Annotated in this window: 23 protein-coding genes, 1 pseudogene and 1 riboswitch; of the genes and pseudogenes, 18 read left to right on the top strand and 6 right to left on the bottom strand. The window is 41.6% G+C overall.

The window, feature by feature from the left end:
- Positions 1–97: 97 nt before the first annotated feature.
- The 4 genes from ACFQWC_RS10450 (at position 98) to ACFQWC_RS10435 (ending at position 4,060) form a co-directional block, all read left to right on the top strand.
- Entirely contained in the window at positions 98–400 is a 303-nt protein-coding gene (locus ACFQWC_RS10450; protein ID WP_148968280.1) for a DUF3889 domain-containing protein, read from the top strand.
- Positions 401–815: 415 nt separating this feature from the next.
- The gene (locus tag ACFQWC_RS10445) at positions 816–2,006 is read left to right on the top strand and encodes an MFS transporter (protein ID WP_377107129.1); all 1,191 of its coding nucleotides are present in this window, start codon (positions 816–818) and stop codon (positions 2,004–2,006) included.
- Positions 2,007–2,167: 161 nt separating this feature from the next.
- Positions 2,168–3,580: a SpoVR family protein gene (locus ACFQWC_RS10440; RefSeq protein WP_341357730.1), complete on the top strand. Its 1,413-nt coding sequence runs from the start codon at positions 2,168–2,170 to the stop codon at positions 3,578–3,580.
- 135 nt (positions 3,581–3,715) lie between these two features.
- Entirely contained in the window at positions 3,716–4,060 is a 345-nt protein-coding gene (locus ACFQWC_RS10435; protein WP_299739850.1) for a hypothetical protein, read from the top strand.
- Positions 4,061–4,097: 37 nt separating this feature from the next.
- Here the strand turns inward: ACFQWC_RS10435 and ACFQWC_RS10430 are convergent, their stop codons facing one another.
- Positions 4,098–4,727 carry a YczE/YyaS/YitT family protein gene (locus ACFQWC_RS10430; RefSeq protein ID WP_377107126.1) on the bottom strand — a complete coding sequence of 210 codons (630 nt, stop codon included), beginning with the start codon at positions 4,725–4,727 and terminating at the stop codon, positions 4,098–4,100.
- A gap of 264 nt (positions 4,728–4,991) precedes the next feature.
- Between ACFQWC_RS10430 and ACFQWC_RS10425 the strand changes: the two genes are divergently transcribed.
- Complete coding sequence (locus tag ACFQWC_RS10425) at positions 4,992–6,596, top strand: SLC13 family permease (RefSeq protein ID WP_377107123.1); 1,605 nt, start codon at positions 4,992–4,994, stop codon at positions 6,594–6,596.
- Between the two features lie 44 nt (positions 6,597–6,640).
- On the opposite strand, the pseudogene ACFQWC_RS10420 reads toward ACFQWC_RS10425, so the two are convergent.
- From ACFQWC_RS10420 to ACFQWC_RS10410, 3 genes and pseudogenes are all read right to left on the bottom strand, one after another.
- Positions 6,641–7,417, bottom strand: a pseudogene (locus ACFQWC_RS10420) (3-hydroxybutyrate dehydrogenase).
- An 18-nt stretch (positions 7,418–7,435) separates the two neighbouring features.
- On the bottom strand, positions 7,436–8,722 hold the full coding sequence (locus ACFQWC_RS10415) for a GntP family permease (protein ID WP_299739859.1): 1,287 nt from the start codon (positions 8,720–8,722) through the stop codon (positions 7,436–7,438).
- A gap of 167 nt (positions 8,723–8,889) precedes the next feature.
- Positions 8,890–10,185 carry a hemolysin family protein gene (locus ACFQWC_RS10410; protein WP_377107276.1) on the bottom strand — a complete coding sequence of 432 codons (1,296 nt, stop codon included), beginning with the start codon at positions 10,183–10,185 and terminating at the stop codon, positions 8,890–8,892.
- A 308-nt stretch (positions 10,186–10,493) separates the two neighbouring features.
- Here ACFQWC_RS10410 and ACFQWC_RS10405 point away from each other — a divergent pair, with 308 nt between their 5' ends.
- The 5 genes from ACFQWC_RS10405 to ACFQWC_RS10385 all read left to right on the top strand — a co-directional run bounded on the left by ACFQWC_RS10405 (position 10,494) and on the right by ACFQWC_RS10385 (position 14,800).
- Positions 10,494–10,823 (top strand): hypothetical protein, encoded by a 330-nt coding sequence (locus ACFQWC_RS10405; protein ID WP_299739861.1) that lies wholly within the window; start codon positions 10,494–10,496, stop codon positions 10,821–10,823.
- A gap of 323 nt (positions 10,824–11,146) precedes the next feature.
- Complete coding sequence (locus ACFQWC_RS10400; RefSeq protein ID WP_299739863.1) at positions 11,147–11,518, top strand: ArsR/SmtB family transcription factor; 372 nt, start codon at positions 11,147–11,149, stop codon at positions 11,516–11,518.
- Positions 11,508–13,619 carry a heavy metal translocating P-type ATPase gene (locus ACFQWC_RS10395; protein WP_299739865.1) on the top strand — a complete coding sequence of 704 codons (2,112 nt, stop codon included), beginning with the start codon at positions 11,508–11,510 and terminating at the stop codon, positions 13,617–13,619. The genes ACFQWC_RS10400 and ACFQWC_RS10395 overlap by 11 nt, the downstream gene beginning before the upstream one ends.
- A 10-nt stretch (positions 13,620–13,629) precedes the next feature.
- On the top strand, positions 13,630–14,523 hold the full coding sequence (locus ACFQWC_RS10390) for a cation diffusion facilitator family transporter (protein ID WP_299739867.1): 894 nt from the start codon (positions 13,630–13,632) through the stop codon (positions 14,521–14,523).
- A 91-nt stretch (positions 14,524–14,614) separates the two neighbouring features.
- Positions 14,615–14,800 (top strand): Fur-regulated basic protein FbpA, encoded by a 186-nt coding sequence (locus ACFQWC_RS10385; RefSeq protein ID WP_299739869.1) that lies wholly within the window; start codon positions 14,615–14,617, stop codon positions 14,798–14,800.
- Between the two features lie 53 nt (positions 14,801–14,853).
- Here the strand turns inward: ACFQWC_RS10385 and ACFQWC_RS10380 are convergent, their stop codons facing one another.
- A complete protein-coding gene (locus ACFQWC_RS10380; protein ID WP_299739871.1) occupies positions 14,854–15,756 on the bottom strand; it encodes an aldo/keto reductase in 903 nt (300 codons plus the stop codon).
- An 86-nt stretch (positions 15,757–15,842) separates the two neighbouring features.
- On the opposite strand from ACFQWC_RS10380, the gene ACFQWC_RS10375 reads away from it, so the two are divergent.
- The 8 genes from ACFQWC_RS10375 (at position 15,843) to splB (ending at position 22,084) form a co-directional block, all read left to right on the top strand.
- A complete protein-coding gene (locus ACFQWC_RS10375) occupies positions 15,843–16,748 on the top strand; it encodes a phosphotransferase enzyme family protein (RefSeq protein ID WP_299739873.1) in 906 nt (301 codons plus the stop codon).
- Between the two features lie 77 nt (positions 16,749–16,825).
- Positions 16,826–16,935: riboswitch (TPP riboswitch) on the top strand.
- Positions 16,936–17,110: 175 nt separating this feature from the next.
- Positions 17,111–18,097, top strand: a complete 987-nt coding sequence (locus ACFQWC_RS10370) for an ABC transporter substrate-binding protein (RefSeq protein WP_299739875.1) — start codon at positions 17,111–17,113, stop codon at positions 18,095–18,097.
- Between the two features lie 12 nt (positions 18,098–18,109).
- Complete coding sequence (locus tag ACFQWC_RS10365; protein WP_044337844.1) at positions 18,110–18,403, top strand: thiamine-binding protein; 294 nt, start codon at positions 18,110–18,112, stop codon at positions 18,401–18,403.
- Positions 18,400–19,161: an ABC transporter permease gene (locus ACFQWC_RS10360; protein WP_299739879.1), complete on the top strand. Its 762-nt coding sequence runs from the start codon at positions 18,400–18,402 to the stop codon at positions 19,159–19,161. The genes ACFQWC_RS10365 and ACFQWC_RS10360 overlap by 4 nt, the downstream gene beginning before the upstream one ends.
- A 1-nt stretch (position 19,162) precedes the next feature.
- The gene (locus ACFQWC_RS10355; RefSeq protein ID WP_299739881.1) at positions 19,163–19,900 is read left to right on the top strand and encodes an ABC transporter ATP-binding protein; all 738 of its coding nucleotides are present in this window, start codon (positions 19,163–19,165) and stop codon (positions 19,898–19,900) included.
- Positions 19,893–20,672, top strand: coding sequence for a TatD family hydrolase (locus ACFQWC_RS10350; RefSeq protein ID WP_341357735.1), 780 nt, complete (start codon positions 19,893–19,895; stop codon positions 20,670–20,672). Before ACFQWC_RS10355 ends, ACFQWC_RS10350 begins: the two co-directional genes overlap by 8 nt.
- Positions 20,673–20,797: 125 nt before the next feature.
- Positions 20,798–21,043, top strand: a complete 246-nt coding sequence (locus tag ACFQWC_RS10345; protein ID WP_299739885.1) for a transcriptional regulator SplA domain-containing protein — start codon at positions 20,798–20,800, stop codon at positions 21,041–21,043.
- 12 nt (positions 21,044–21,055) lie between these two features.
- Positions 21,056–22,084, top strand: a complete 1,029-nt coding sequence (gene splB, locus ACFQWC_RS10340; protein ID WP_299739887.1) for a spore photoproduct lyase — start codon at positions 21,056–21,058, stop codon at positions 22,082–22,084.
- A gap of 46 nt (positions 22,085–22,130) precedes the next feature.
- Here splB and ACFQWC_RS10335 read toward each other — a convergent pair whose 3' ends face one another.
- Positions 22,131–22,559: a low molecular weight phosphatase family protein gene (locus ACFQWC_RS10335; RefSeq protein ID WP_299739888.1), complete on the bottom strand. Its 429-nt coding sequence runs from the start codon at positions 22,557–22,559 to the stop codon at positions 22,131–22,133.
- Positions 22,560–22,926: the final 367 nt, after the last annotated feature.

The raw sequence follows: 22,926 nt of genomic DNA, 5'->3' as shown, positions 1-22,926 counted from the left end.
TTGGTTATGTTGCAAATGCTGGCTTTCCTACTATTGGGTGAATAAATCAGTGAATTTAATTCATCCTATTAATGAAACGTAAACAGAGGTGATGATAATGAAGAAAGTCATAGTGATTGCATCAACCGTATTTTTTCTGTTATTTTCAAGTCATGCAAATGCTCAACCAACGGATTATCAAAAATTTGGCCGGATTGCCACAGCCGTTATTAAAGAAGATTATCCTGGTCAGCCTGTGAAGGATTATCAATATCAAGGTAGAAAGAAAATGACTGAAAACAAAGTGGCTGATTCATTTGAATTTACCGTTCAAGAGAACAATGCAGAGAAAAAGGTACTTGTAGTCGTCGTACACGATCTTGATAATGAAAAAATACTGAACATTACGGTGCAGGAATAGGTGCAACAGATAAAGTCTTCTTAAGAGAAGGCTTTTTTTGTTCGGCTTGTGAACGGATATCTAAAGGAGGGTATTTTGTCATTGCAATGATGCTGTGTTCACAATTTGGCACAAGTTTCTCCAAAAGTGGCACAACAAATGGCCAAAGTGGCACAACAAAGCGTAAATATGGCACAACAAACCAGATTTGGCACAATAACCCTAGCAAAACACCTAATATACCACGTGGTGTATGTTAGAATGCGTCACAATCTAACACCAAAACACCGTATTGTTAATAAAATAAAGTATTCACTGCAAAAATTGAAACGATTTGCTAAAATAAACCTATACATAATTTGAAAGGGGATCTTTATTCCCATGTGATGCCATCTTTTCTCACCTAAATAAAAACTGAATAGAGGGAGGAAAAGATATGCATTCCACTGCATTTAGAAATCTTTGGTTCGGTCAAGCGTTAGCCAATATGGGAGATATTTTGTACATTGTTGGGTTAATCTCCCTTGTATACAATATAACGGGTTCTGCTGTTTATATGACGGCCGTTCCTTTGGTGATTACGTTTTCGCGTTTCATCAGTAGTATGGCGGCACCTCTTCTGTTGAATCGCACGCAAATGAAGAGTTTGATTGCTTACTCTCAAATGGGGAAAACATTCTTCCTATGTTTTTTTCTCTTGTTAATGGTACTCAATATTGAAAATGTGTGGTTCTTTTTAGGGTGTGCGAGTATCATTTCATTTTTAGATGGCTGGGCATTGCCTGCCAGGAACTCTTATGTGCCTTTTCTTGTGAAACGGGAAGAGTTGATGGGGGCGAACGGATTCCTTTCTACCGTGGATCAGACGATACAATTCTCAAGCTGGGCATTAGGTGGAATCCTATTATCGCTTATAAATGAAACGAATCTTTTTATCGTGATCATTGTTTTGTTTCTTGCAAGTACGTTGTTTATGATGAAGCTGCCTGTTATCCCAAGCACCAGCTTAGAAGTGAGAAAAGTTTGGTGGCAACAGCTTGGAGAAGGGTGGTCAGAGGTTAGAAAGAGAAAGGGATTAGTTCCCGTGTTTTGGATCTATGGGTTAGAGTCGATTTCTGGCACCGTTTGGATTGCGGCTGTTTTGTATTTGTATGTTGATCTGCAATTGCAGCGAGGGGAAGAATGGTGGGGGTTCATCAACTCCAGCTTCTTTGTAGGCTTGGTTCTTGCTTCGTATTTGATTTTTAAGCTTCACGGCTTGTTTTCAAAGTTCAGGCATAGATGGCTCCCGCTTTGCATGGTCTTTACATCAAGTGTGACACTCGTCTTTGCCTGGAATAAGGTTGCTCTCCTTGCACTCGTTTTATCCTTTGTGTTCGGTTTGTTTGATCAAATTAAAAATGTCGTTCTTCAGACGTATTTGCAGGAAAGTGCACCACCTGAAGAGCTTGGGAAAATCTATGCTGCACAAGGAGCGTTAACCACATTGCTGTTTGGGTTATCCTCTGTTGGAGTAGGGCTGCTTCTTGAAATACTGAGTATTTCAATGATTTTCTCACTATCAGCGCTCTTACTGCTGGGTACTCTCATTCCAGTAATGATCCTGCAAAAGAATATAAGAATGTAATATTTGTTGAAGAGCTGTTCCCAATTAACGATAGGGAGCAGCTTTTTTTGTCGACTTCATCCTATACTTGTCTGGCCTGCCCAACCCGCCTCCGCTTTTCTTCTCATCAAATCCCTTTTCTTTTCATACATTTAGATAAGAGAATAAAGAGGGGGATGACGATGAATTTAGAGGAGCAAAGGCAGTTACAAAATGCTATAGGGGAAATTACTGAGATTGCAGCCGGGTTTGGTCTTGATTTTTATCCGATGCGTTATGAGATTTGTCCTGCTGAGATTATTTATACATTTGGTGCTTATGGGATGCCGACTCGTTTTTCTCACTGGAGTTTTGGTAAACAGTTTCATAAGATGAAGCTTCAATATGATTTGGGTTTAAGCAAGATTTATGAACTCGTGATTAATTCTGATCCTTGTTATGCTTTTTTATTGGACTCGAATTCGCTTATTCAGAATAAGTTGATTGTGGCACATGTGTTGGCCCATTGTGATTTCTTTAAGAATAATGTCCGATTCCAGAACACGAAGCGGGATATGGTAGAGAGCATGGCGGCTACTGCGGAACGAGTGCGAAGATATGAGATAGAACATGGGAAGCAGGAGGTTGAAAACTTCCTGGATGCCGTGCTTGCCGTGGATGAGCATATTGATCCGTCATTAATGCGCCCGAAGCTGTCGTGGACGATGGATGATGTGGAATGGGTAGAGGAAGAAGTGATCCATGCGACACCTTATGATGATCTGTGGTCATTGGATGAAAAGCCGAAGAGCAGAGAAAAGAAAAAGGTGAAGAAGAAGTTCCCTCCTCAGCCGGAAAAAGATATTCTTCTCTTTATCGAGCAGTACAGCAGGGAGTTGTCTGATTGGCAGCGGGATATATTGACGATGATGAGGGAAGAGATGCTGTATTTCTGGCCACAGCTTGAAACGAAAATCATGAATGAAGGATGGGCTTCGTATTGGCACCAGCGAATCATCCGTGAAATGGATCTGACGAGTGGTGAGTCCATTGAGTTTGCAAAGCTGAATGCAGGTGTTGTACAGCCTTCCCGTACGCAGATTAATCCGTATTATTTAGGATTGAAGATTTTTGAGGATATTGAAGATCGTTTCGACAACCCTACGGATGAAATGAAAAAGCGTGGGGCGAAACCGAATTCCGGCCGTGAAAAAATGTTTGAGGTTCGTGAGATTGAATCTGACATTTCTTTCTTACGGAACTATTTAACAAAGGATCTTGTTACGAGAGAAGATATGTATTTGTTCCAGAAGCAAGGGAAGGACTATAAAATCGTCGATAAAGAATGGACTCATGTACGGGACCAGCTGGTAGGCATGAGGGTTAATGGCGGGTTCCCTTACATTACGGTGAATGATGGGGATTATATGAAGAGCGGGGAGCTTTATCTTAAGCACTGGTTTGAAGACGTGGAGCTCGATATTAAGTATTTAGAAAAGGTTTTACCGTATCTGCATCAGCTGTGGGGAAGACCGGTGCATATCGAAACCCGTGTGGAGAACCGTGATATGTTATTTACGTATGACGGCAGAAGTGTTCAAAGAAAATATTTGTGAAAATACGGAGCCGTTTTCAGGTGAAGATCCTGAAGCGGCTCTTTTCTAGTTTAATAATAACGAATCAGTTCTAAATAACAGGACGGGCTTATACATAATAATAAAGGTTAAAATTTATCTAGAGGAGGAGATAGCTTGGCAGATGTTGAAGTCTTTATCGGTGATTTAACGGACCAGACATTTCATTATGAAGGGGGAGACTGGAATCATAATTACCCGAAAAGGATCAGTCCGTTTTTTCCGAAAGGGTATGAACTCTTTTTCTCCCTATTGGATGGCATTTATTATAAGAAATTAGAAGGCAGGCAAACAGACTGGGGAAGTCATACCTGTTTGATGTATCCTGATGAAATGCTGTCGGTCTTGGAAGAATACTATAAGCGGGATATGGAAAATGAACAGGTGCAGCAATTATTTCAGTTTATAAAGCAATTGAATCCCCATCAACAATACGGCTTAGTGGCATGCGAGATGTCATAACGCAGAAAAGGACAAATGCCTGAGGCATTTGTCCTTTTTACAAACTTACATTATTTCGACTGGTGAATCGGGTATTGAGTCTATCGGTAAAAAATAAAAAGGATTTTTGAAAGATGGGACTTTGAATAAACGTATAAATAAAGGTGAAAACGAAGACTGGACCGGAAAGAAGCAGTCCGATTAGTAACACCGCACACTCACACATGATCCGGACTCTGCTGATTGATAAGTTGGTCAGGTCCGAAATGGTAAGCATAAACCCGTCACGCGGACCTGTACCAAGGTGAGCCGCTGAATACAATCCTCCGCCAATCCCCATTAAAATAATCGCTGATAATAGAATCAGGATATCTGCGACTATGTTCGTTTGAGGCGGAAGTAGATCGTAAAATAGAAAGAAGTCGACCAACATGCCAACCATTACTCCGTTAAGGATTGTCCCGATACGAACATACTTCCCTTTCAGAACAAGGGTGCCTGAAATCAGGGTGGCACCGACAATTATATTCCATGTTCCAATCGTTAAGCCGAACTTCTCAAACATGGCAATGTTTAACACATCCCATGGATGGATCCCTAAATATTGCACTTTAATGGACATACTGATCCCATAGCTGAAAATAAGTAATCCTATTACAAAATAGCTTATTTGCCAATAGATTTTCATATTGTCTCCTTTGAAATAACAGTCATCACTCTATAACAATATTTTACAACGAAAAGGTTTATGAAGATATGGTTTGTTTTTTGTTTAGTAGGGAGAGGGCGAATGTCCTGAAGAAGATGTACATCCTTTGAAGGAGAAAGCGTGAGGAGAGTAGGAAGAAAGAAATGAATATTCAGTTATTTATATTATTTGGAGTGGATAAATTGACAGCGCTTTCGATGGTCGATAGAGTTTTAGTAAGACGAGTAATGGGGGAATGAGTAGATGCTAATTGTGAAAAACGCATGGGGGACACTTTGGAAATGGCATGGAGATGTGATGGATACTTTGCAATTTTTCACTTCCGGAAGTACGCCTGCTGCTTCAGACACGGTGGATACAAATCTTGTTCCGGAGCCTAATGCAAACCCAAGACAGAAAATCGGGTTTATTTTGGGACCACTCCTATTTATTCTTATCATGTTATTTTTCTCTCCTGAAGGTTTAGCGAAGGAGGCTGTTGCTGTCCTTGCAGGTACAACATGGATAGCGGTATGGTGGATAACAGAAGCAATACCAATTCCGGCTACTGCTTTGTTGCCTATCATTTTGTTTCCACTAACGGGAGCTCTTCAATCCGGGGATGTCACGTCTGCCTATGGTGATAGTACGATTTTTCTTTTTATGGGTGGGTTTATCATTGCAATTGCGATGGAAAAGTGGAACTTACATAAGCGCATTGCCATGAACATCATTTTGTTGATTGGTACAGGCACTGAAAGAATTGTACTTGGATTCATGCTGGCTACTGGTTTTTTATCTATGTGGATCTCGAATACGGCAACGGCTATGATGATGCTTCCGATTGGAACAGCCGTGATTTATCAAGTGAATCAAAGTCTAGAAAAGGAGGGGGCTAAAAGAACAGGTCACTTCAGTAAAGTGATCATGCTGGGGATTGCCTATAGTGCATCGATCGGCGGCTTGGGAACGTTGATCGGAACGCCTCCAAACACGATATTTGCTGCAGTGGTGAAACAGTTGTATGGGATTGATTTCTCGTTTGCGAAATGGATGCTTTTTGGGGTTCCACTTGCTGCTATTCTTCTATTTGTTACTTGGTGGTATTTAATCAAGGTGGCTTTTCCATTAAAGATTAAAGAATTGCCGGGGGGAAGGGAGATTGTAGAGAAAGAGAACCGGTCTCTTGGTCGCATTTCATTTGAAGAAAAGCTTGTTCTTACGGTCTTTGTCGCTACAGCCCTATGCTGGATCACCCGATCGTTTCTATTGAACCAATGGATTCCGTCATTAGACGACACCATCATAGCGATTACAGGGGCACTCTTTTTATTCCTTCTTCCAGGAAGAAAAGAATCGCGATTGATCAATTGGGATGATGCGAAGAAGCTTCCATGGGGAATCCTGCTCTTATTCGGTGGAGGTCTTGCCATTGCCAAAGGTTTCAAAGAGACGGGGTTGGCAGAGTGGATCGGACAGCAACTAACGATTCTTGAAGGAATATCCTTCATTATCATCTTGCTTGCAGTGACGACCTTTGTTATTTTCTTAACGGAAATTACGTCCAATACGGCAACAGCCACGATGATGTTTCCGATAATGGCTGCTCTTGCAGCTGCCTTGAATGTTCACCCTTATAGTCTGATGGTGGCGGCGGGCTTAGCTGCGTCATGTGCTTTCATGCTGCCGGTGGCTACACCTCCGAATGCTGTCGTATTCGGATCAGGTTATATCAAAATGGGAGACATGGTCAAGGCGGGTATATGGTTAAATCTGATTAGTATCGTATGTATTGCACTTTTGATTTATTTTTTCATGCCACTCGTGTGGGGAATCGATTTAGGTGTCTTACCTGAAAATATGAACTGAAGAAAAATCGGATCAGTTTCCTGATCCGATTTTTCGGGTGCTTATTATTGAGCAGTATATCCACCATCTAAAACAACGGCCTGACCAGTTACACCTTTTGCTTTGTCACTGGATAGGAAAATGGTGTAGTCTGCAATTTCTTCTACTTATAACAATCTCTTTTGTGGAACAAGAGGGTAGATGACATCCTTTAATACTTTTTCAAGTTCCACTCCGCGAGTGGTTGAAATATCCTTTAGTTGGTTACGGACAAGGGGGGTATCCACGTATCCGGGGCATAGGGCATTGACAGTAATCCCATGCTCGGCACCTTCTAAAGCAGATACCTTTGTCAGACCAATGACACCGTGCTTGGCGCTGTTGTATGCCGCTTTACCGGCAAACCCGATCAGTCCATTAATGGATGCCATATTAATGATACGACCAAATTTTTGCTTCTTCATATAAGGGAAAGCAAATTTTGTTGCGATAAAGGGAGCGGTCAGCATAATTTTGATCAGGAGCTCAAATTTTTCAATAGGGAATTCTTCAATTGGAGCTACGTGTTGAATACCTGCGTTATTAATCAAAACGTCTATCCGGCCATAGTGGTCAACTGTCTTATCAATTCCCGCTTTCACTTCTTTTTCACTGGTAACGTCGCATTTAATGCCCAGGCAATCGAAGCCTCTGTCTTTCAGTTCTTCAACCGCTTCATCCAATCCTTCTTGATTGATATCAGAGAGAACGACTTTCGCACCATTTTGAGCAAAGTGTTCCCCGATTTCAAAACCAATTCCCCTTGCAGCACCAGTAATAAATACAACTTTATCATTGACCATCTTCTTTTCCTCCTCTAATTAATAAATTCCCATATTGGCAAGGATGATTGAAACGATTTCTGCAATCGTAGGAATAAGCAGCCCGACAACAGCTACATCCAAATACGAATCTTTATGGGTTAGTCCCGTTACGGCAAATAAGGTCAGCAGTGCACCGTTATGTGGCAGAATCGAGGCTCCTGATGAAATGGAAGCAATTCTATGGAAAGCTTCTGCACTGATACCACTCGTTTGAGAGAGCTCATAATATTTATCTCCCAAAGCCTCCAGGGCAATCCCCATTCCTCCTGAAGCAGATCCAGTGATAGCTGCAAGAGTTTGAACAGCTATGGCTTCAGATATGACGGGGTTACCTTTGATACCAAGAATAAGCTTCGTTAACGTCTTGAAACCGGGTGCCGCTGTGACAACCGCTCCGAAACCAACGGCAGCGCTTGTGTTAATGACTGCCATGACTGAGCCCTTTGCTCCGCCATTGACAGCAGGGATGAATTTTTTATAATGTTTGAAGTTAATGAATAATATCGAAAGTATTCCTACAAGAAGAGCGGTCAGGATGTTCCACTTAAAGACATTCAATGTAACGACGACAATGACAAGAGGAAGAAATGATAAGTAGAAATTAGGAAGCTCTGATTCTTTAATTTCCTTTACATCGTTTCCACCTTTAGGCTCGGTAAACGTATCTCCTTTACTTGTAAATTGCTTTTGACGCCATCTTAAATAAAAATATCCTCCAACCGCCATGATTAATCCGCCGACGATACCGATGATCGGTGCGGCAGTGGGGGAAGTCTTGAAATAATCGATCGGTATTAAGTTTTGGATCTGAGGGGTACCCGGAATGGCTGTCATTGTAAATGTGAAAGCCCCTAATACGAACGTGGGGGGCAGCAATTTTCGTGTGATATCTGCTTCTCTGAACATGGCGATGGCAAGAGGGTAAATAGCAAATACTACAACGAATAAACTGACACCACCATAAGTTAGAACGGCCGCGGCAATTAACACGCCAAGAATTGCGCGGTCTTTTCCGATGATATTCGTGATTTTGTATGCGACGGATTGCGCTGCTCCAACGTCTTCCATCAGCTTTCCGAAAATGGCTCCAAAAAGGAATACAGGAAACCATTCTTTAGCAAAATCCACAAAGCCGGTCATATACGTTTCTGTATACGCAGGAAGCAGTTCAAGTCCACTCATTAATGCCACTAAACCTGCTACCAGTGGAGCGATCCAAATGATTGACCAGCCTAAATACGCTAAGACCATAAGCAGGATTAATCCGACAATGATGCTAGTCATAACTCACCTCTCATAAATGTTTGAGGTTATTTTTCCATTTATGAAAGGATTTATTCTATAGGGAAATCTGTTTAGTGGGATTTGAATGCAGACATTCCGTATGACTGCATTCACTGAGAGAAAAAGAACGAGCCGTTAATCGGACTCGTTCTTTTCATCATGGCTGCCTATGCCATTTTTGTAACCTCTAAATATTGAATATGATGACCATCGATTTCTTTCACTCTAAAGCAATATCCTTGTTCCTCGATCTTGTCATTCAACTTCACTTCGTACTTCTGAGTCAGGAACCAGCCTCCGATCGTGTCGACCTCATCTTCTTCAAGGGTGATTCCAAGAAGGTCATTCACATCTTCAATGAGCATTACAGCGTCAAAGATATAATGATCTTCTTTCACCTTCCGGACTTCAGGAATTTCATCGATATCAAATTCATCCCGAATCTCCCCGACGATCTCTTCAATGATATCTTCTACAGTAACAAGGCCGGCAGTGCCACCGTATTCATCCAGGAGTACGGCCATTGGCGACCGTTCCTTCTGAAGTTTGACGAGTAAGGCTTGAATGGGGATGGTTTCAATGACTCGGATCACAGGCTTGATAAAGGAAGTTAAGTCTTCGTGTTCCGCCTTGTGGTTCACAAGTGTTGTCAGCAATTCTTTCACATTCACTATACCGAGAATATTGTCTTTATCACCGTCCACGACAGGATATCTTGTATAGCGTTCTTCTTTGATAATGGCTAATACTTCATCGATGGTGGACTCTGCGGATAGAGTCACGATATTCGTTCTCGGAACCATGATTTCTTTTGCGATTCGTTCGTCGAATTCAAAAATTTTGTTTACGTACTTGAATTCAGATGAATTGATTTCCCCACTTTTGTAGCTGTCGGAAAGAATGATTCTAAGCTCTTCCTCTGAATGGGCAATTTCATGTTCAGAAGCGGGTTTTAAACCGAATAACCCCGTGAACACTCGAGCAGAGCCGTTTAATGTCCAAATGAATGGATAAGCGAGCCGATAAAACCATATCAATGGTCGTGCAAATAATAGAGTGACTTTCTCTGCTTTTTGTATAGCAAAGGTTTTGGGTGCCAATTCTCCAATCACCACATGCAAAAAGGTAATGACGGAAAATGCGAGTCCAAATGAAATGATACTTGTGATGGAAGCATTCAAATCAAGTTTCTCAAACACGGGATGAAGCAATGTTTCAATAGTCGGCTCACCTAACCACCCAAGTCCGAGGGCTGTGATGGTAATGCCCAATTGGCAGGCTGAAAGGTATTCGTCTAAATGTGAAATGACCCTTTTAGCAGCAATGGCCGTTTGATTTCCTTCAGATACCAACTGATCGATCCGGGAGCTTCTTACCTTGACGATGGCAAACTCAGAAGCCACGAAGAAAGCAGTCAGTGCAATTAAAACAACAACAAGAAATAAATTAAGTAGAATGTCCAATGAGCGGAAGCTGAGGAGTGAACGTGAGACATGCACCACTCTTCGCTTCAAACACCTCCTGTATAAAAAGTCATGGTTCCGTGAAAATTGAAGCAAGATAACACTTGAAATCCGTTTCCATTGAGTATATCCTTTTAAAAGTATCACATTCTTATCCATGCCCAAATGTTCGTTGCAATGTGTACATAATTCGGTTATTCTAAGTAATAACTATTTACCAAATGATGTATGGATTCATCATAGAGAATAGGAATGGACAATACAACCATTTAGGTTTCAAATAGTGGATAATGGGAAGGAGAACGATTATGGCAGACGTGTTTAATCAAGAGCTTGTTGTAGCCCTTATCATTGCCTTTTCGGTTTATGTCATTTTAAGAGGAATAGCTATTTTCTTTGGCAAAGCAGGGAAAGGCTATCTGGAAAATAATCAGTCCCAAACTGGACGATTATACCTGCAATTAATTGGTGGCTACTATATATTATCAGGCGTACTTGGCCTGCTTATTCCACGATTGGACTGGAAAACAGAAGACATTTACTTCGGAATCGCAATCTTTGCGATTACATCTGTCGTTTTCTGGGTAACATTGGATCTCTTTATGAAACGTGATCGGAAAAAGCTACAACAAAATTAATATGTTACTTATAAGCCCAGGAATCATTCCAGGGCTTTTTTTATTTGGCTCTTTCCCAAAAGTTTGTGGCGATCTTAAGGAAGAAAGGAGTAGTTGATTTCCGGTCCAGGATACCCGCTTTGCACTGTACGGCGATGAGCCTCCTCTGCACGCAAAAAGTTTTCCTGAAAATGGGTATTAATCTAACCAATTTCCTGGTACGCAGAATATCATTACTTAGAATTTTCGAAAAATCCCATACATTCAAAAGAATGTTTGAACATTATTGGCATTTCTTCTATACTATATTCAAAAGAGTATTTGAATGTTAGAGGGGTGAAGAGATGAAAGAGACGGATGTATGTGAAGTAGCGTGTGTGGAAGATGAAAAGGTCAATCGCTTAAAATCAATGATGTTAACACAAAATACCTCTAAGGTAGCCGAGATCTTTAAAGCACTTTCTGATCAAACAAGAATGAAAATTGCGTATGCACTTACCATCGAGGACGAACTGTGTGTATGCGATGTGGCCAATATTGCGGGTTCTTCAACAGCAACAGCATCCCATCATTTACGCTTATTAAAAAAGCAGGGGTTAGCCAAATTCAGAAAAAAAGGCAAGCTCGTATATTATTCCTTGGATGATCATCATGTAAAACAGTTAATCGAAATTGCTGTAACGCATCAAATGGAGGTGGAGGAACGTGACCAGTAAAGCGGCCCATAAACAAACTTACCGGGTCGAGGGGTTTACGTGTGCCGGGTGCGCGGCAAAGTTCGAAAAGAACGTTCAGCATCTCGACGGAGTAGTAGATGCGAAGGTGAACTTTGGAGCGGCGAAGATTACCGTATACGGAGAAACCACTCAGGAAGCGGTAGAAAAAGCAGGAGCCTTTGAAGGGCTTCGCATTAAAGAAGACGGAATCAGAAAGAGAGAGGAAAAAAAAGACCCGTTTTACACGAAATATAAGCATTTACTTTTTTCTGTTCTTTTTATCCTTCTTGCTTACTCTGTCCCACTTATGAAAATCGAGAACAGTGACATTTTTTCTACTGTTTCATTTGCAGCAGCGATTGCTGTAGGCGGGTATCGATTATTTCAAACGGGATTCAAAAACTTACTTAAATTAGAATTCGATATGAGAACCTTAATGACCATTGCGATTATTGGAGCTGCGTTTATTGGTGAATGGGGTGAAGGAGCGATCGTCGTTCTCCTTTTTGCCATCAGTGAAGTTCTGGAATCGTACTCTATGGATAAGGCTCGTGAGTCCATTCGTTCACTGATGGACATTGCCCCTCCTCAAGCCATCATCATACGAAATGGAATGGAGCTTGCCGTTGATGCCGAGGATATTGAAATCGGGGACATCATGGTGGTCAAACCTGGTCAGAAGTTTGCCATGGATGGTGACATCCTCGAAGGCTCTTCATTTGTCAATCAGGCAGCGATCACAGGAGAATCGGTACCAGTGGAGAAACACCAGGGTGATGCTGTATTTGCAGGAACATTAAACGAAGAAGGGTATCTAAAGGTTAAGGTGACAAAGCGTATTGAAGACACGACTCTCGCCAGGATTATTCATCTGGTGGAAGAAGCACAGGGAGAAAGGGCCCCTTCTCAAGCATTTGTGGATGTATTTGCAAAGTATTATACGCCCATTATTATGGTCATCGCTTTCCTTGTTGCGATCATACCACCCCTGCTTTTTGGAGCAGAATGGTCAACCTGGGTGTATCAGGGACTATCCGTCCTGGTAGTGGGGTGTCCTTGTGCACTGGTTATTTCGACTCCCGTAGCCATCGTAACGGCCATCGGGAACGCAGCCAAGAATGGCATTCTTATTAAAGGCGGCGTGTATTTAGAAGAATTAGGGCGTTTAAAGGCCATCGCCTTTGACAAAACAGGAACTCTTACTAAAGGAGAGCCTGAAGTAACGGATTTTATACGATTAAGAGATGTAGAAGAAGAAGAGCTGTGGATGAAGATGGCTGCACTGGAATTTCACTCCCAGCATCCCCTCGCTCACGCTTTTCTAAAAAGGGCGAAGGAGCTGAACATTGAGTATGGGGACTGTGAAGTGCTTGAGTTTCAATCCCATACGGGTAAAGGAATCAGTGGCCGAATAGGTGACAACAAATACTTCCTGGGATCCGATAGCTTCTTTGTAAATACTCCTTCAGCTGAAATTGAAATGCTTCAACGGGAAGGGAAAACGGTCATGGTGTTCGGAGTCGAGGATACTGCTTTGGCTCTTGTAGCCGTAGCAGATGAAGTGCGGGAAACAAGTCGCGAAATCATCGACAGCCTTCATCAATTGGGTATTGAGCAAACAATGATGCTTACAGGAGACCATGAAAATACGGCAAGATCGATCGGAAAAAGGGTAGGAGTCAAAGAAATCAAAGCAGGTTTGCTTCCCCAGAATAAATTAGACTTTGTTAAGCAATACATGAACACTTATGGAAAAGTCTCCATGGTTGGGGATGGAATCAATGATGCCCCAGCACTTGCTGCTTCAAATGTAGGAATCGCCATGGGTGGGGCAGGAACCGATACAGCACTGGAAACGGCCGATATCGCGCTAATGAACGATGACCTTTCAAAACTGCCATATATCATTCGCTTAAGTCGAAAAACGCTTACCATCATCAAGCAAAATATCTCATTTGCCATCGGTATCAAGCTCCTTGCATTATTACTTGTCATTCCCGGTTGGCTTACTCTATGGATTGCGATTTTTGCCGATATGGGAGCGACATTACTCGTTACATTGAATGGTCTTAGATTATTAAGAGTAAGAGACCGGAAGTGAGGGATGTCAAGTGGGTCACGACCACAGTCATGGACACAATCAGAATAAAAAAGCATTATTAATCAGTTTCCTATTTATTTTCACCTTTATGATCGTAGAAGTCATAGGTGGAATCGTCACAAATAGTCTTGCTCTTCTTTCCGATGCGGGACACATGCTTAGTGATGCAGCCGCTTTAGGTCTTAGTTTGGCAGCTTTTTATATAGGTGAGAAGGTTTCGGATAAAGGGAAGACGTATGGGTACAAGAGATTCGAAATACTGGCGGCGTTTATGAATGGCATCACGTTGATTCTCGTTTCACTCTATATTTTCTGGGAAGCGTATCACCGTTTTATAGATACTCCTGTAGTTTCACCAGGTATGATGGTGATCGCCATCACAGGTCTGGTTGTAAACATGATCGTGGCATGGATCTTAATGAGAGGGGATACAGAACATAACTTGAATGTCCGAAGTGCCTTTCTTCATGTACTTGGTGATATGTTGGGATCGGTCGGGGCCATCGCAGCCGGACTCTTGATCTATTTCTTTAATTGGAACTTGGCGGATCCTATTGCTTCTGTCATGGTTGCCATTCTAATCGTCATTTCCGGATGGAGAGTAACGAAGGATTCCATTCATATCTTAATGGAGGGATCCCCAAAAGGTATCGATACGGAACAAGTGATGAATGGCCTGGCAGCTATCCCGGGAGTCATTGAAGTCCATGATCTTCATGTATGGTGCATCACGTCGGGATTCACAGCTCTAAGCTGTCATGTGGTGGTGGGAAGCGAAGTGAATCGAGATACGATTTTATTACGGCTCTCAGCCTATCTTGAAGAGGAATTTGCTATTCATCACTCTACGATTCAAGTGGAGGGAAAAAGTGTCACAGAGGGACATCATCACGTTTGTACGTAACAGCTGTCGCTTTATCCTAATATTACCAATGTGTAAGAGGATGTTTAGTTCAGTCTCGATTTGGGGTATATCCTCAACTGGAGGGATGAACATGTTACATCAAGAAAATAAATCAGAGAAGCAAAAGACACCTGAATTTAAGAAGGATTTCTATATTCAACAATTATTAAGGATTGGCGTATATAAATATTTTGGTAAGCAGCTTTATGAGCTCTCCATGAATGAACTACAAGATGTCTATCTGGAATATTACGTTGGTGGCGATATAGCGAATTAAAAAAGACGAACCTTTTAGAAAAAGGATCGTCTTTTTTGCTGTACTAAGTTCTATTACGGCACATCATGTCCCATAGAAGTTTGCAGGATTTCAAACCATTGATCGTGGTTTAAAGAAATAGAAAGAGAGTCGATTGCATGTTGAATGCGTTCTTTTTTACCGGAACCGACAATAGGCATAATGTTTGAAGGGTGATTAAGAAGCCAGGCATATAGAACTTCATCAATTCCCTTTGCACCTGTTTCTTCTTTTATCTTCTTCAATGTATGTTGAAGACGAATGGCTTTCTCATCCTCTCCCTTGAAAATCGCACCGCCTGCGAGTGGAGACCAGGCCATCGGCGCGACACGTTTCTCCTGACAAAGGTTTAATGTACCGTCTTCGAAGTTTTCTAAGTGATAGGCAGATAATTCGATTTGATTCGTGATCAATGGAAACGGCAAATAGGATTGAAGCATATTCCATTGATGATCTTTAAAGTTTGATACTCCAAAGTGACGTACCTTTCCTTCTTCCTTCAATTGAGTGAAGGCTTCAGCCACTTCTTCTCCATTCATAAATGGATCTGGCCTGTGAATCAATAATAAATCGATGTAGTCCGTTTTTAGATTCTGCAGGGAGTTTTCAACAGATGTCAAAATATGCTTTTTACTCGTGTTGTAATGATGTGTTTTATGTTCCGGACGATTTTCAGAAGGGAGGACAATACCGCATTTCGTCACAATCTCCATTTTCTCACGTAAGGAAGGCTGAAGGGCAAGGGCTTCACCAAATAAGGCTTCACACATGTACGAGCCATAAATATCTGCGTGATCAAAAGTTGTGATTCCATTTTCAATATTTTCCTGGATCAAAGCAAGGGTTTCTTCCTTTGATTGATTCCAGTCTGCAAGTCTCCACAACCCATGAATGATTCTTGAGAATGATAAGTCTTCCGTCATTTGTATTCTTTGCATGGATGCAACCTCTTTTCATATGGTATGTAGACATTCTTTCATAGTCATACTAAACGTATATTACTATGTTTGGAAGGGAATTAAAAATGATTGAACCTCTTCATGATCTATTATTGAACTGGAAGGTTCATCCTTCCTGCATAGAGACTGTGGACAGTCATCCGAATGTTTATAAGGTAAAGAATCTTGGGAAGACATATTATTTGAAAAAAAGATTCAATTCTTCTGTGAAGATGCTAGAAGAAGAGTATCTCTTAACGACCTATTTACAGGAAAGCGGACTTACCGTTGAAAGGCCATTGCTAACGGTCTCACACCAGTCTTATGTACAACAGCATCAAGATTTCTACTCCCTGTATCCAGCCCTCGAAGGAAAGCCAGTACAAGTCTATTCCTTAGCTTCTCTTAAAAAGGCGGGAACGTATCTCTTTCAACTCCATGGCAGACTAAAGCAATATGTCTGTAAATACGAGGTAGAAGAATGGAAAGTTGACACACATTTGAGAGAGTGGATAGCCGGGCAAGATCCGACATCGATTGAAATATGGGGGAAAGGGTTTATAGGCAGGCTAAATGAGTGGTCTTTCTCCTATAGCAAATTGCCTCATCAACTCGTACATGGTGACTGCCACCCGCGGAATATCCTCATAAATGAGGAAAGGGTGACCGGGGTCATCGATTTTGAAAGGATACGAAAAGCCCCCCGTATAGCAGATATGGGTTACTTTATCGCAGGGATCCTCAAAGACCTGGTACAGCAAGATAAGAAAGAGCATTTCGAATGTATCCATACCTTTTTGGCGGGGTATCACTTCGATGCTGCCTTAACGCAAGATGAGAAGAGACTGCTGCCATTCTTAGTCATTATCTTCCTTGTCCAATATACGTTTTTTTACAATCAAAAAGGGTATTCACATCTTGTATCTACCTATATACCGTTCATTAACGGACTTGTAGATAACGGTGATTACGAACGAGCCTTTCAAATTTAATTAACTTTAATAGGAAATGCTTGAATATCCATCTACTCTGTGGCAAAGTAGGGTAGAAGATAACGTTTAATTTCATAGTAAAAGTGTAGGGGAACCGGTATGGCCGGTTGAGATTGTATCCTGTAGATACTGACCCTTTGAACCTGAACTGGCTGATACCAGCGTAGGAAACATTCTCTTAAACAATACATGATCATGTTTAACGATGCGTCCCGGGCTGAAGGCTTGGGGCGCTTTTTGTTATAGTGTCCCAAAGCTTTTTAGGTTCCATCTGCCTTTTGTTTTACATTCATTCACCTTATTAAGTGAAGAATAACGAATAAACGTTACAACTACATATGAGGATTTGAGGAGGAATCAAGATGAAAAAATGGATGGTCATCATCTGTGCTGTCTTTCTTTTAACTGCCTGCAGCGGTGGAGGAAATACGGCAGATGAACAAAAGGATGATCTTAAAAAGGTATCGGTCGTACTGGACTGGACACCGAATACCAATCACACTGGATTATACGTTGCGAAAGAAAAAGGATACTTCGAAGAGAAGGGGCTGGATGTGGATATCATCTTACCAGGTGAGGCTGGGGCAGATCAACTCGTTGCCTCGGGTAAAACTGAGTTCGGGGTTGGATACCAGGAAAGTGTCACACAGGCCAGGGTACAGGATGTTCCCCTCGTATCAATCGCTGCGGTTATACAGCATAATACCTCGGGGTTTGCATCACCTAAGAGCAAGGATATTACGACACCAAAGGATTTTGAAGGTAAAAGTTATGGCGGTTGGGGTTCCCCTGTTGAAAAAGCTGTCATGACATCGATTATGAAACAAGAAAACGCAGATGTAGAGAAAGTGGATTTTGTAAACATGGGAGATACAGATTTCTTTACTGCCGTGAAACGGGATGTTGACTTTGCATGGATCTACTATGGATGGACAGGTATTGAAGCAGAGCTTCGGGGTGAGGAATTGAACATGATGTACGTAAAGGACTACTCTGAAAAACTGGATTATTACACTCCTGTCCTGACAACAAATGAAAAAATGATTGAATCAGATCCCGATACGGTTAAAGCCTTCTTGGCAGCTGCTTCAAAAGGGTATCAGTTTGCAATCGACAAACCGAAGGATGCAGGTGAAATTCTTTTAGAGGCAGCTCCGGATCTTGATGAAGAATTAGTCATGAAGAGCCAGGAATGGCTGGCTCCTAAATACAAGGATGATGCTGACAGATGGGGAGAGCAGAAGCTTGAGGTATGGGAAAACTATGCTTCATGGATGTATGAGAACAATTTATTAGATAAGGAACTGGACAGTAAAAAAGCTTTTACAAACGAATTTTTACCAAATTAAGAGGTGAACAAAATGGGGAACGCACTCGTAAGCATACAAATTATTCCGAAGACGAAAAATGGTGAAGACGTTATACCTTACGTGGATGAAGCCATCGCGATCATTGATAAATCTGGTGTCCGTTATGAAGTCCATCCATTAGAAACGACAATGGAAGGAAATCTATCTGACTTATTTAAGGTGATTGAACAAATGAATGAACGAATGATTGAAATGGGCAGCTCAAACGTCATTTCTCAAATCAAGGTATTATATCAGCCGGCCGGGATTGAAATGGATCAATTAACGGAGAAGTATAAAGGATGAAAGCATGGATATCGAAAGGATGGAGACCCTTCTTGGTCATCATCCTTTTATTCATCATTTGGGAATCCACCATTAGAGTATTTGAGGTGCCGGCATGGCTAATGCCTTCACCTTCAGAAATATGGGCGGAAGGAGTCGCCTCATGGTCCACGTTTACAACACATCTTGCTTCGACAACACTCCTTACGATCGGAGGGTTTGTGATTGGATGTACGATTGGCATCGGGACTGCAGTGGGTCTGCATCTCCTCCCTAAAGTAAGAGAAGCGATATATCCACTTATGATTTTGTCTCAAAATATTCCGATCATCGTCCTGGCTCCTTTACTTGTTATCTGGTTTGGATTTGGACTATTGCCGAAAATCATTGTGATTACGTTGATCTGCTTTTTTCCGGTCGCGGTCTCGGCGCTGGATGGGTTCAGACAGACGAACCCCGAGTATATTCTTTACATGAAAATGTCAGGAGCATCAAAGGGGCAAATCTTTCGAAAAGTTGAATGGCCGCATGCACTACCGTCCATCTTCTCAGGACTGAAAATTTCAGCTACCTATAGTGTGATGGGGGCAGTCATCTCGGAATGGTTAGGTGCTCAGAAAGGAATCGGGGTCTACATGACACTTGCCTCTTCTTCCTTCAGGACAGACAGGGTATTTGTTGCCATCTTTATGATTATGCTGCTCAGCCTGGCTTTCTTTGGCATCATCTTGTTATTAGAAAAAATCATGATTAAGTGGAATCGGAAGGAGGACAAATAGCATGACAACCTTATCCATTCAAAATATGTCCAAATACTTTGACGGAGAACTGATCCTGGATAACCTTTCCATACATGTGGAAGAAGGTGAGTTTGTCTCGATCCTTGGTCCTTCTGGAAGCGGGAAGAGCACGCTGTTTCATGTCATCGGCGGATTATTCACACCCGATTCAGGAGATATTCAACTAGATGGAAGGTCGATTAATGGTCAGAGAGGAACCATCAGTTATATGCCTCAAAGTCCGTCCCTCCTTCCATGGAGAACGGTGATTGAGAATGTGATGCTGGGTCAGGAGCTGCACGGAAAAAGGGATAGAGAAAAAGCAATGAGTATGATTGAACGGGCGGGTTTGAAGGGATATGAGCATGCTTATCCCGGTGATCTTTCTGGAGGGATGAAGCAGAGAGTTGCCTTTATTCGTGCCCTGGTCAGTCCTCAATCCTTTTTATGTTTGGATGAGCCGTTTTCTGCCCTGGATGAATTCACACGATTAGACATGCAGAAGTGGCTCCTTTCCATTTGGGAGGAAGATTTGAGTTCCGTTCTATTTGTCACTCATAATATTGACGAAGCCCTATTCCTTTCAGATCGGATTATTGTTTTATCGACTCGGCCTGCCCGTGTACAGAAAGAGTTCAAAGTACCATTTCCCCGACCCCGGGACAAAGAGATTCTCTTAACAGAGGAGTTTCTGAAATGGAAAACGAGCATTTTTGAGGAGCTTTCTCAATATGTGTAAACCTTCCTTGATCGATGCTCACATACACTTGGATTTATACGATGGGTATGAACGTGATAAGATTCTGCAGGAACTTGAACTGTATGCTGTTGAAGCGCTCATAACTGTATCTTCCAACCTTCAGTCTTCCAGGACAAATATAGATCTCTCAAGAAGAGATGCTAGGGTCAAACCAGCTGCAGGGTTCCATCCGGAGCAGGAACTGCCCTCTGAAGGAGAAGTTGAGGAACTACTATCATTCATTGAGCTGCATCAACAGGAAATAGTGGCGATTGGAGAAGTAGGATTGCCTTATTACAAAATGAAAGAAGATCCTGATGTTGAAGTTGAGCGGTATATCGATCTGTTGGAACGGTTCATGATTGAATCAAAGAGGATGAACAAACCGATTATCCTTCATGCGGTGTATGAACACGCACCCATCGTTTGTGCCCTGTTAGAAAAGCACTCCATAGGGAAAGCTCATTTTCATTGGTTTAAAGGAGATGATGAGACCGTTGATAGAATGATTGAAAATGGCTATTCAATCTCCATTACACCTGATGTCCTTTATGAAATTGAGATACAGAAGCTTGTAAGAAAGTATCCTGTTGAAGGAATAATGGTGGAAACGGATGGTCCTTGGCGGTTTGAAGGAGAATTTCAAGGGAGGATGACCCATCCTGGAATGATGCATCGAACCATTGAAAAAATAGCAGAGATAAAAGGCATTCCAGAAGCAGATGTATATAAACAACTATTCAAAAATACGAATGATTTATATGGTATTTAAAAGAGTGACTTCTCTTGCATAGTAGGTGCAGGAGAAGTTTTTTTTATAAACATCTTTTACCATCATATTTATCGGGAAGATAACAAAAAATGATAGTAATGACGTTTAGGAAAAAGGTGAAAAGAATGGAACTGAATGATCAATATATGCCCTATCAAGCAGGGGATGTCGTATATGTGATTTATCGAAACCCCCACACACAAAGTGTAGCCAACGTGCAGGAAGCAGCCATAGTACATGATCCGGAAAATCCGAATGAACTGGCATTATTTCTATATGAAACCTATTATCCGTTAACACATGAAATTGCGGTCTATTCTTCAGAAGCAGAAGCGGAGCAAGCCTATACTCAATCATTTGGAGACATGTAGGAGGGATGAAGCATGGTTAAACCGTTCGTGCCACAATTGGTCTACTTTGAACCGAATGCCTTGGAATATCCCCTCGGTAAAGAGCTCAAAGAAAAGTTTGAAAAAATGGAGGTGGAAATCCGGTACACAACTTCGCATAACCAGGTTCGTAATCTGCCTGGGGATAACCACTTTCAGAAATATCGCATTGCTAAATCCACATTAGTAGTTGGAGTAAGAAAAACGTTGAAATTTGATACATCCAAGCCGTCTGCTGAATATGCCATCCCTTTTGCAACAGGGTGCATGGGACACTGTCACTACTGCTATCTGCAAACAACGATGGGAAGTAAGCCGTATATCCGGACCTATGTCAATGTGGATGAAATCTTTGAGTCGGCGGACAAGTATATCGCGGAAAGAGCTCCTGAATTCACTCGCTTTGAAGCTGCTTGTACGTCCGATATCGTAGGGATTGATCATCTCACTCATACACTGAAACGAGCCATCGAACATTTTGGTGAATCCGAGTATGGCAAGCTTCGTTTTGTAACGAAATTCCATCACGTCGACCATCTGCTTGATGCAAAGCATAACGGGAAAACAAGGTTCCGGTTCAGCATCAACGCAGATTATGTGATCAAGAATTTCGAGCCTGGTACATCTCCCCTGGATAAGCGACTTGAGGCAGCAGGAAAGGTAGCGAGAGCAGGGTATCCATTAGGATTCATTGTGGCACCTATCTATATCCATGAAGGATGGCAGGAAGGGTATAAGCAAATGTTTGAACATTTGGAAGCTCACCTGCCGGAAGAAGCGAAAAAGGATCTGACCTTTGAATTTATTCAACATCGTTTCACAAAACCGGCTAAAAGGGTCATAGAGAAAAATTATCCGATGACTAAACTTGAACTAAACGAAGAAGAACGTCGATATAAGTGGGGGAAATACGGGATAGGCAAGTATATTTATCAGAAGGATGAGGAGCAGGAAATGAAAGATCATCTGTATGCGTATATGGAGAAGCATTTTCCGAAAGCGAAGCTGGAGTATTTCACATAAAAAAAAGGGACTGATTACAATAGAATTTCAGTTGTAATCAGTCCTCTTAATGTAGTTGTGGAAGGATGTTTTCTAAATCTTTCACTCGCATGGCAATTTCATCACAAATTTCTTGATAGTGTACCCATTCTTCAATAGGTGTCTTGGAACGCTTCCTTGGATTAGGCAAATTCCAATAGATGACCTTATCTTCTAATTCAGATGGAATCTCAATCTTATCATCAAATTCTGTATCCTGAATCGCAACAATAACCGAAGCATCACCAAGTTCATTCATCTCGATGCGCGAAAGCGGGAAGGTACTAATGTCGATACATAACTCTTTCATTGCTAAAACGCTGAATTCAGCACGACTCTCGGCAACCCAACCTGCACTTTTGAACGACCAATCCGACACATCGAGCTTCTCGGCCCACCCTTCAGCTATCAAGCTGCGCTGTTGACTACTTGAAAGAAAATAGACTGTTTTATTCATTTTAGGTATTTTCCTTTCTATTTTCATGCTGTTATTACTATTTACCCAACCACGTAGTATTTAATCATTAAATGTAAAAAAGAAAAGATTGGAATTCAATTCATAGTAAGATTGAATCATGTTTCTCCCTGTTATTGTGGGTGTAGTGGGATGAAATATAGTAAATATGTTTTAAATCTCCCATAAACTTCTTCAATTATTAAAAAAATCAGTATAATAGGGGAGGGAGAATGAAGAAGCTAGAGGGATGAAATCTGAATGGGAAGGCAGCTTGGCACGAATTGCAGACTGTTTTTTTGAAGGAAGAAGAGAGAATGGTTTTGCAAGCTTTAATTTAGGGTAAACATCTTTTAATTATTTTGTATTT

It is taken from the genome of Rossellomorea sp. GCM10028870 (assembly GCF_042666755.1).
Taxonomy (GTDB): Bacteria; Bacillota; Bacilli; order Bacillales; family Bacillaceae_B; genus Rossellomorea.
This window is presented reverse-complemented; position numbering and strand designations above follow the sequence as displayed.

Bases quoted from the DNA above. Each gene is read 5' to 3' on its own strand.
- ACFQWC_RS10360 (WP_299739879.1), top strand. From the start codon at position 18,400: ATGAAAGCATGGATATCGAAAGGATGGAGACCCTTCTTGGTCATCATC.
- ACFQWC_RS10365 (WP_044337844.1), top strand. From the start codon at position 18,110: ATGGGGAACGCACTCGTAAGCATACAAATTATTCCGAAGACGAAAAAT.
- ACFQWC_RS10445 (WP_377107129.1), top strand. From the start codon at position 816: ATGCATTCCACTGCATTTAGAAATCTTTGGTTCGGTCAAGCGTTAGCC.
- ACFQWC_RS10440 (WP_341357730.1), top strand. From the start codon at position 2,168: ATGAATTTAGAGGAGCAAAGGCAGTTACAAAATGCTATAGGGGAAATT.
- splB (WP_299739887.1), top strand. From the start codon at position 21,056: ATGGTTAAACCGTTCGTGCCACAATTGGTCTACTTTGAACCGAATGCC.
- ACFQWC_RS10380 (WP_299739871.1), bottom strand. From the start codon at position 15,756: ATGCAAAGAATACAAATGACGGAAGACTTATCATTCTCAAGAATCATT.
- ACFQWC_RS10355 (WP_299739881.1), top strand. From the start codon at position 19,163: ATGACAACCTTATCCATTCAAAATATGTCCAAATACTTTGACGGAGAA.
- ACFQWC_RS10450 (WP_148968280.1), top strand. From the start codon at position 98: ATGAAGAAAGTCATAGTGATTGCATCAACCGTATTTTTTCTGTTATTT.
- ACFQWC_RS10400 (WP_299739863.1), top strand. From the start codon at position 11,147: ATGAAAGAGACGGATGTATGTGAAGTAGCGTGTGTGGAAGATGAAAAG.
- ACFQWC_RS10415 (WP_299739859.1), bottom strand. From the start codon at position 8,722: ATGACTAGCATCATTGTCGGATTAATCCTGCTTATGGTCTTAGCGTAT.
- ACFQWC_RS10405 (WP_299739861.1), top strand. From the start codon at position 10,494: ATGGCAGACGTGTTTAATCAAGAGCTTGTTGTAGCCCTTATCATTGCC.
- ACFQWC_RS10430 (WP_377107126.1), bottom strand. From the start codon at position 4,727: ATGAAAATCTATTGGCAAATAAGCTATTTTGTAATAGGATTACTTATT.
- ACFQWC_RS10350 (WP_341357735.1), top strand. From the start codon at position 19,893: ATGTGTAAACCTTCCTTGATCGATGCTCACATACACTTGGATTTATAC.
- ACFQWC_RS10425 (WP_377107123.1), top strand. From the start codon at position 4,992: ATGCTAATTGTGAAAAACGCATGGGGGACACTTTGGAAATGGCATGGA.
- ACFQWC_RS10375 (WP_299739873.1), top strand. From the start codon at position 15,843: ATGATTGAACCTCTTCATGATCTATTATTGAACTGGAAGGTTCATCCT.
- ACFQWC_RS10385 (WP_299739869.1), top strand. From the start codon at position 14,615: ATGTTACATCAAGAAAATAAATCAGAGAAGCAAAAGACACCTGAATTT.
- ACFQWC_RS10370 (WP_299739875.1), top strand. From the start codon at position 17,111: ATGAAAAAATGGATGGTCATCATCTGTGCTGTCTTTCTTTTAACTGCC.
- ACFQWC_RS10335 (WP_299739888.1), bottom strand. From the start codon at position 22,559: ATGAATAAAACAGTCTATTTTCTTTCAAGTAGTCAACAGCGCAGCTTG.
- ACFQWC_RS10345 (WP_299739885.1), top strand. From the start codon at position 20,798: ATGGAACTGAATGATCAATATATGCCCTATCAAGCAGGGGATGTCGTA.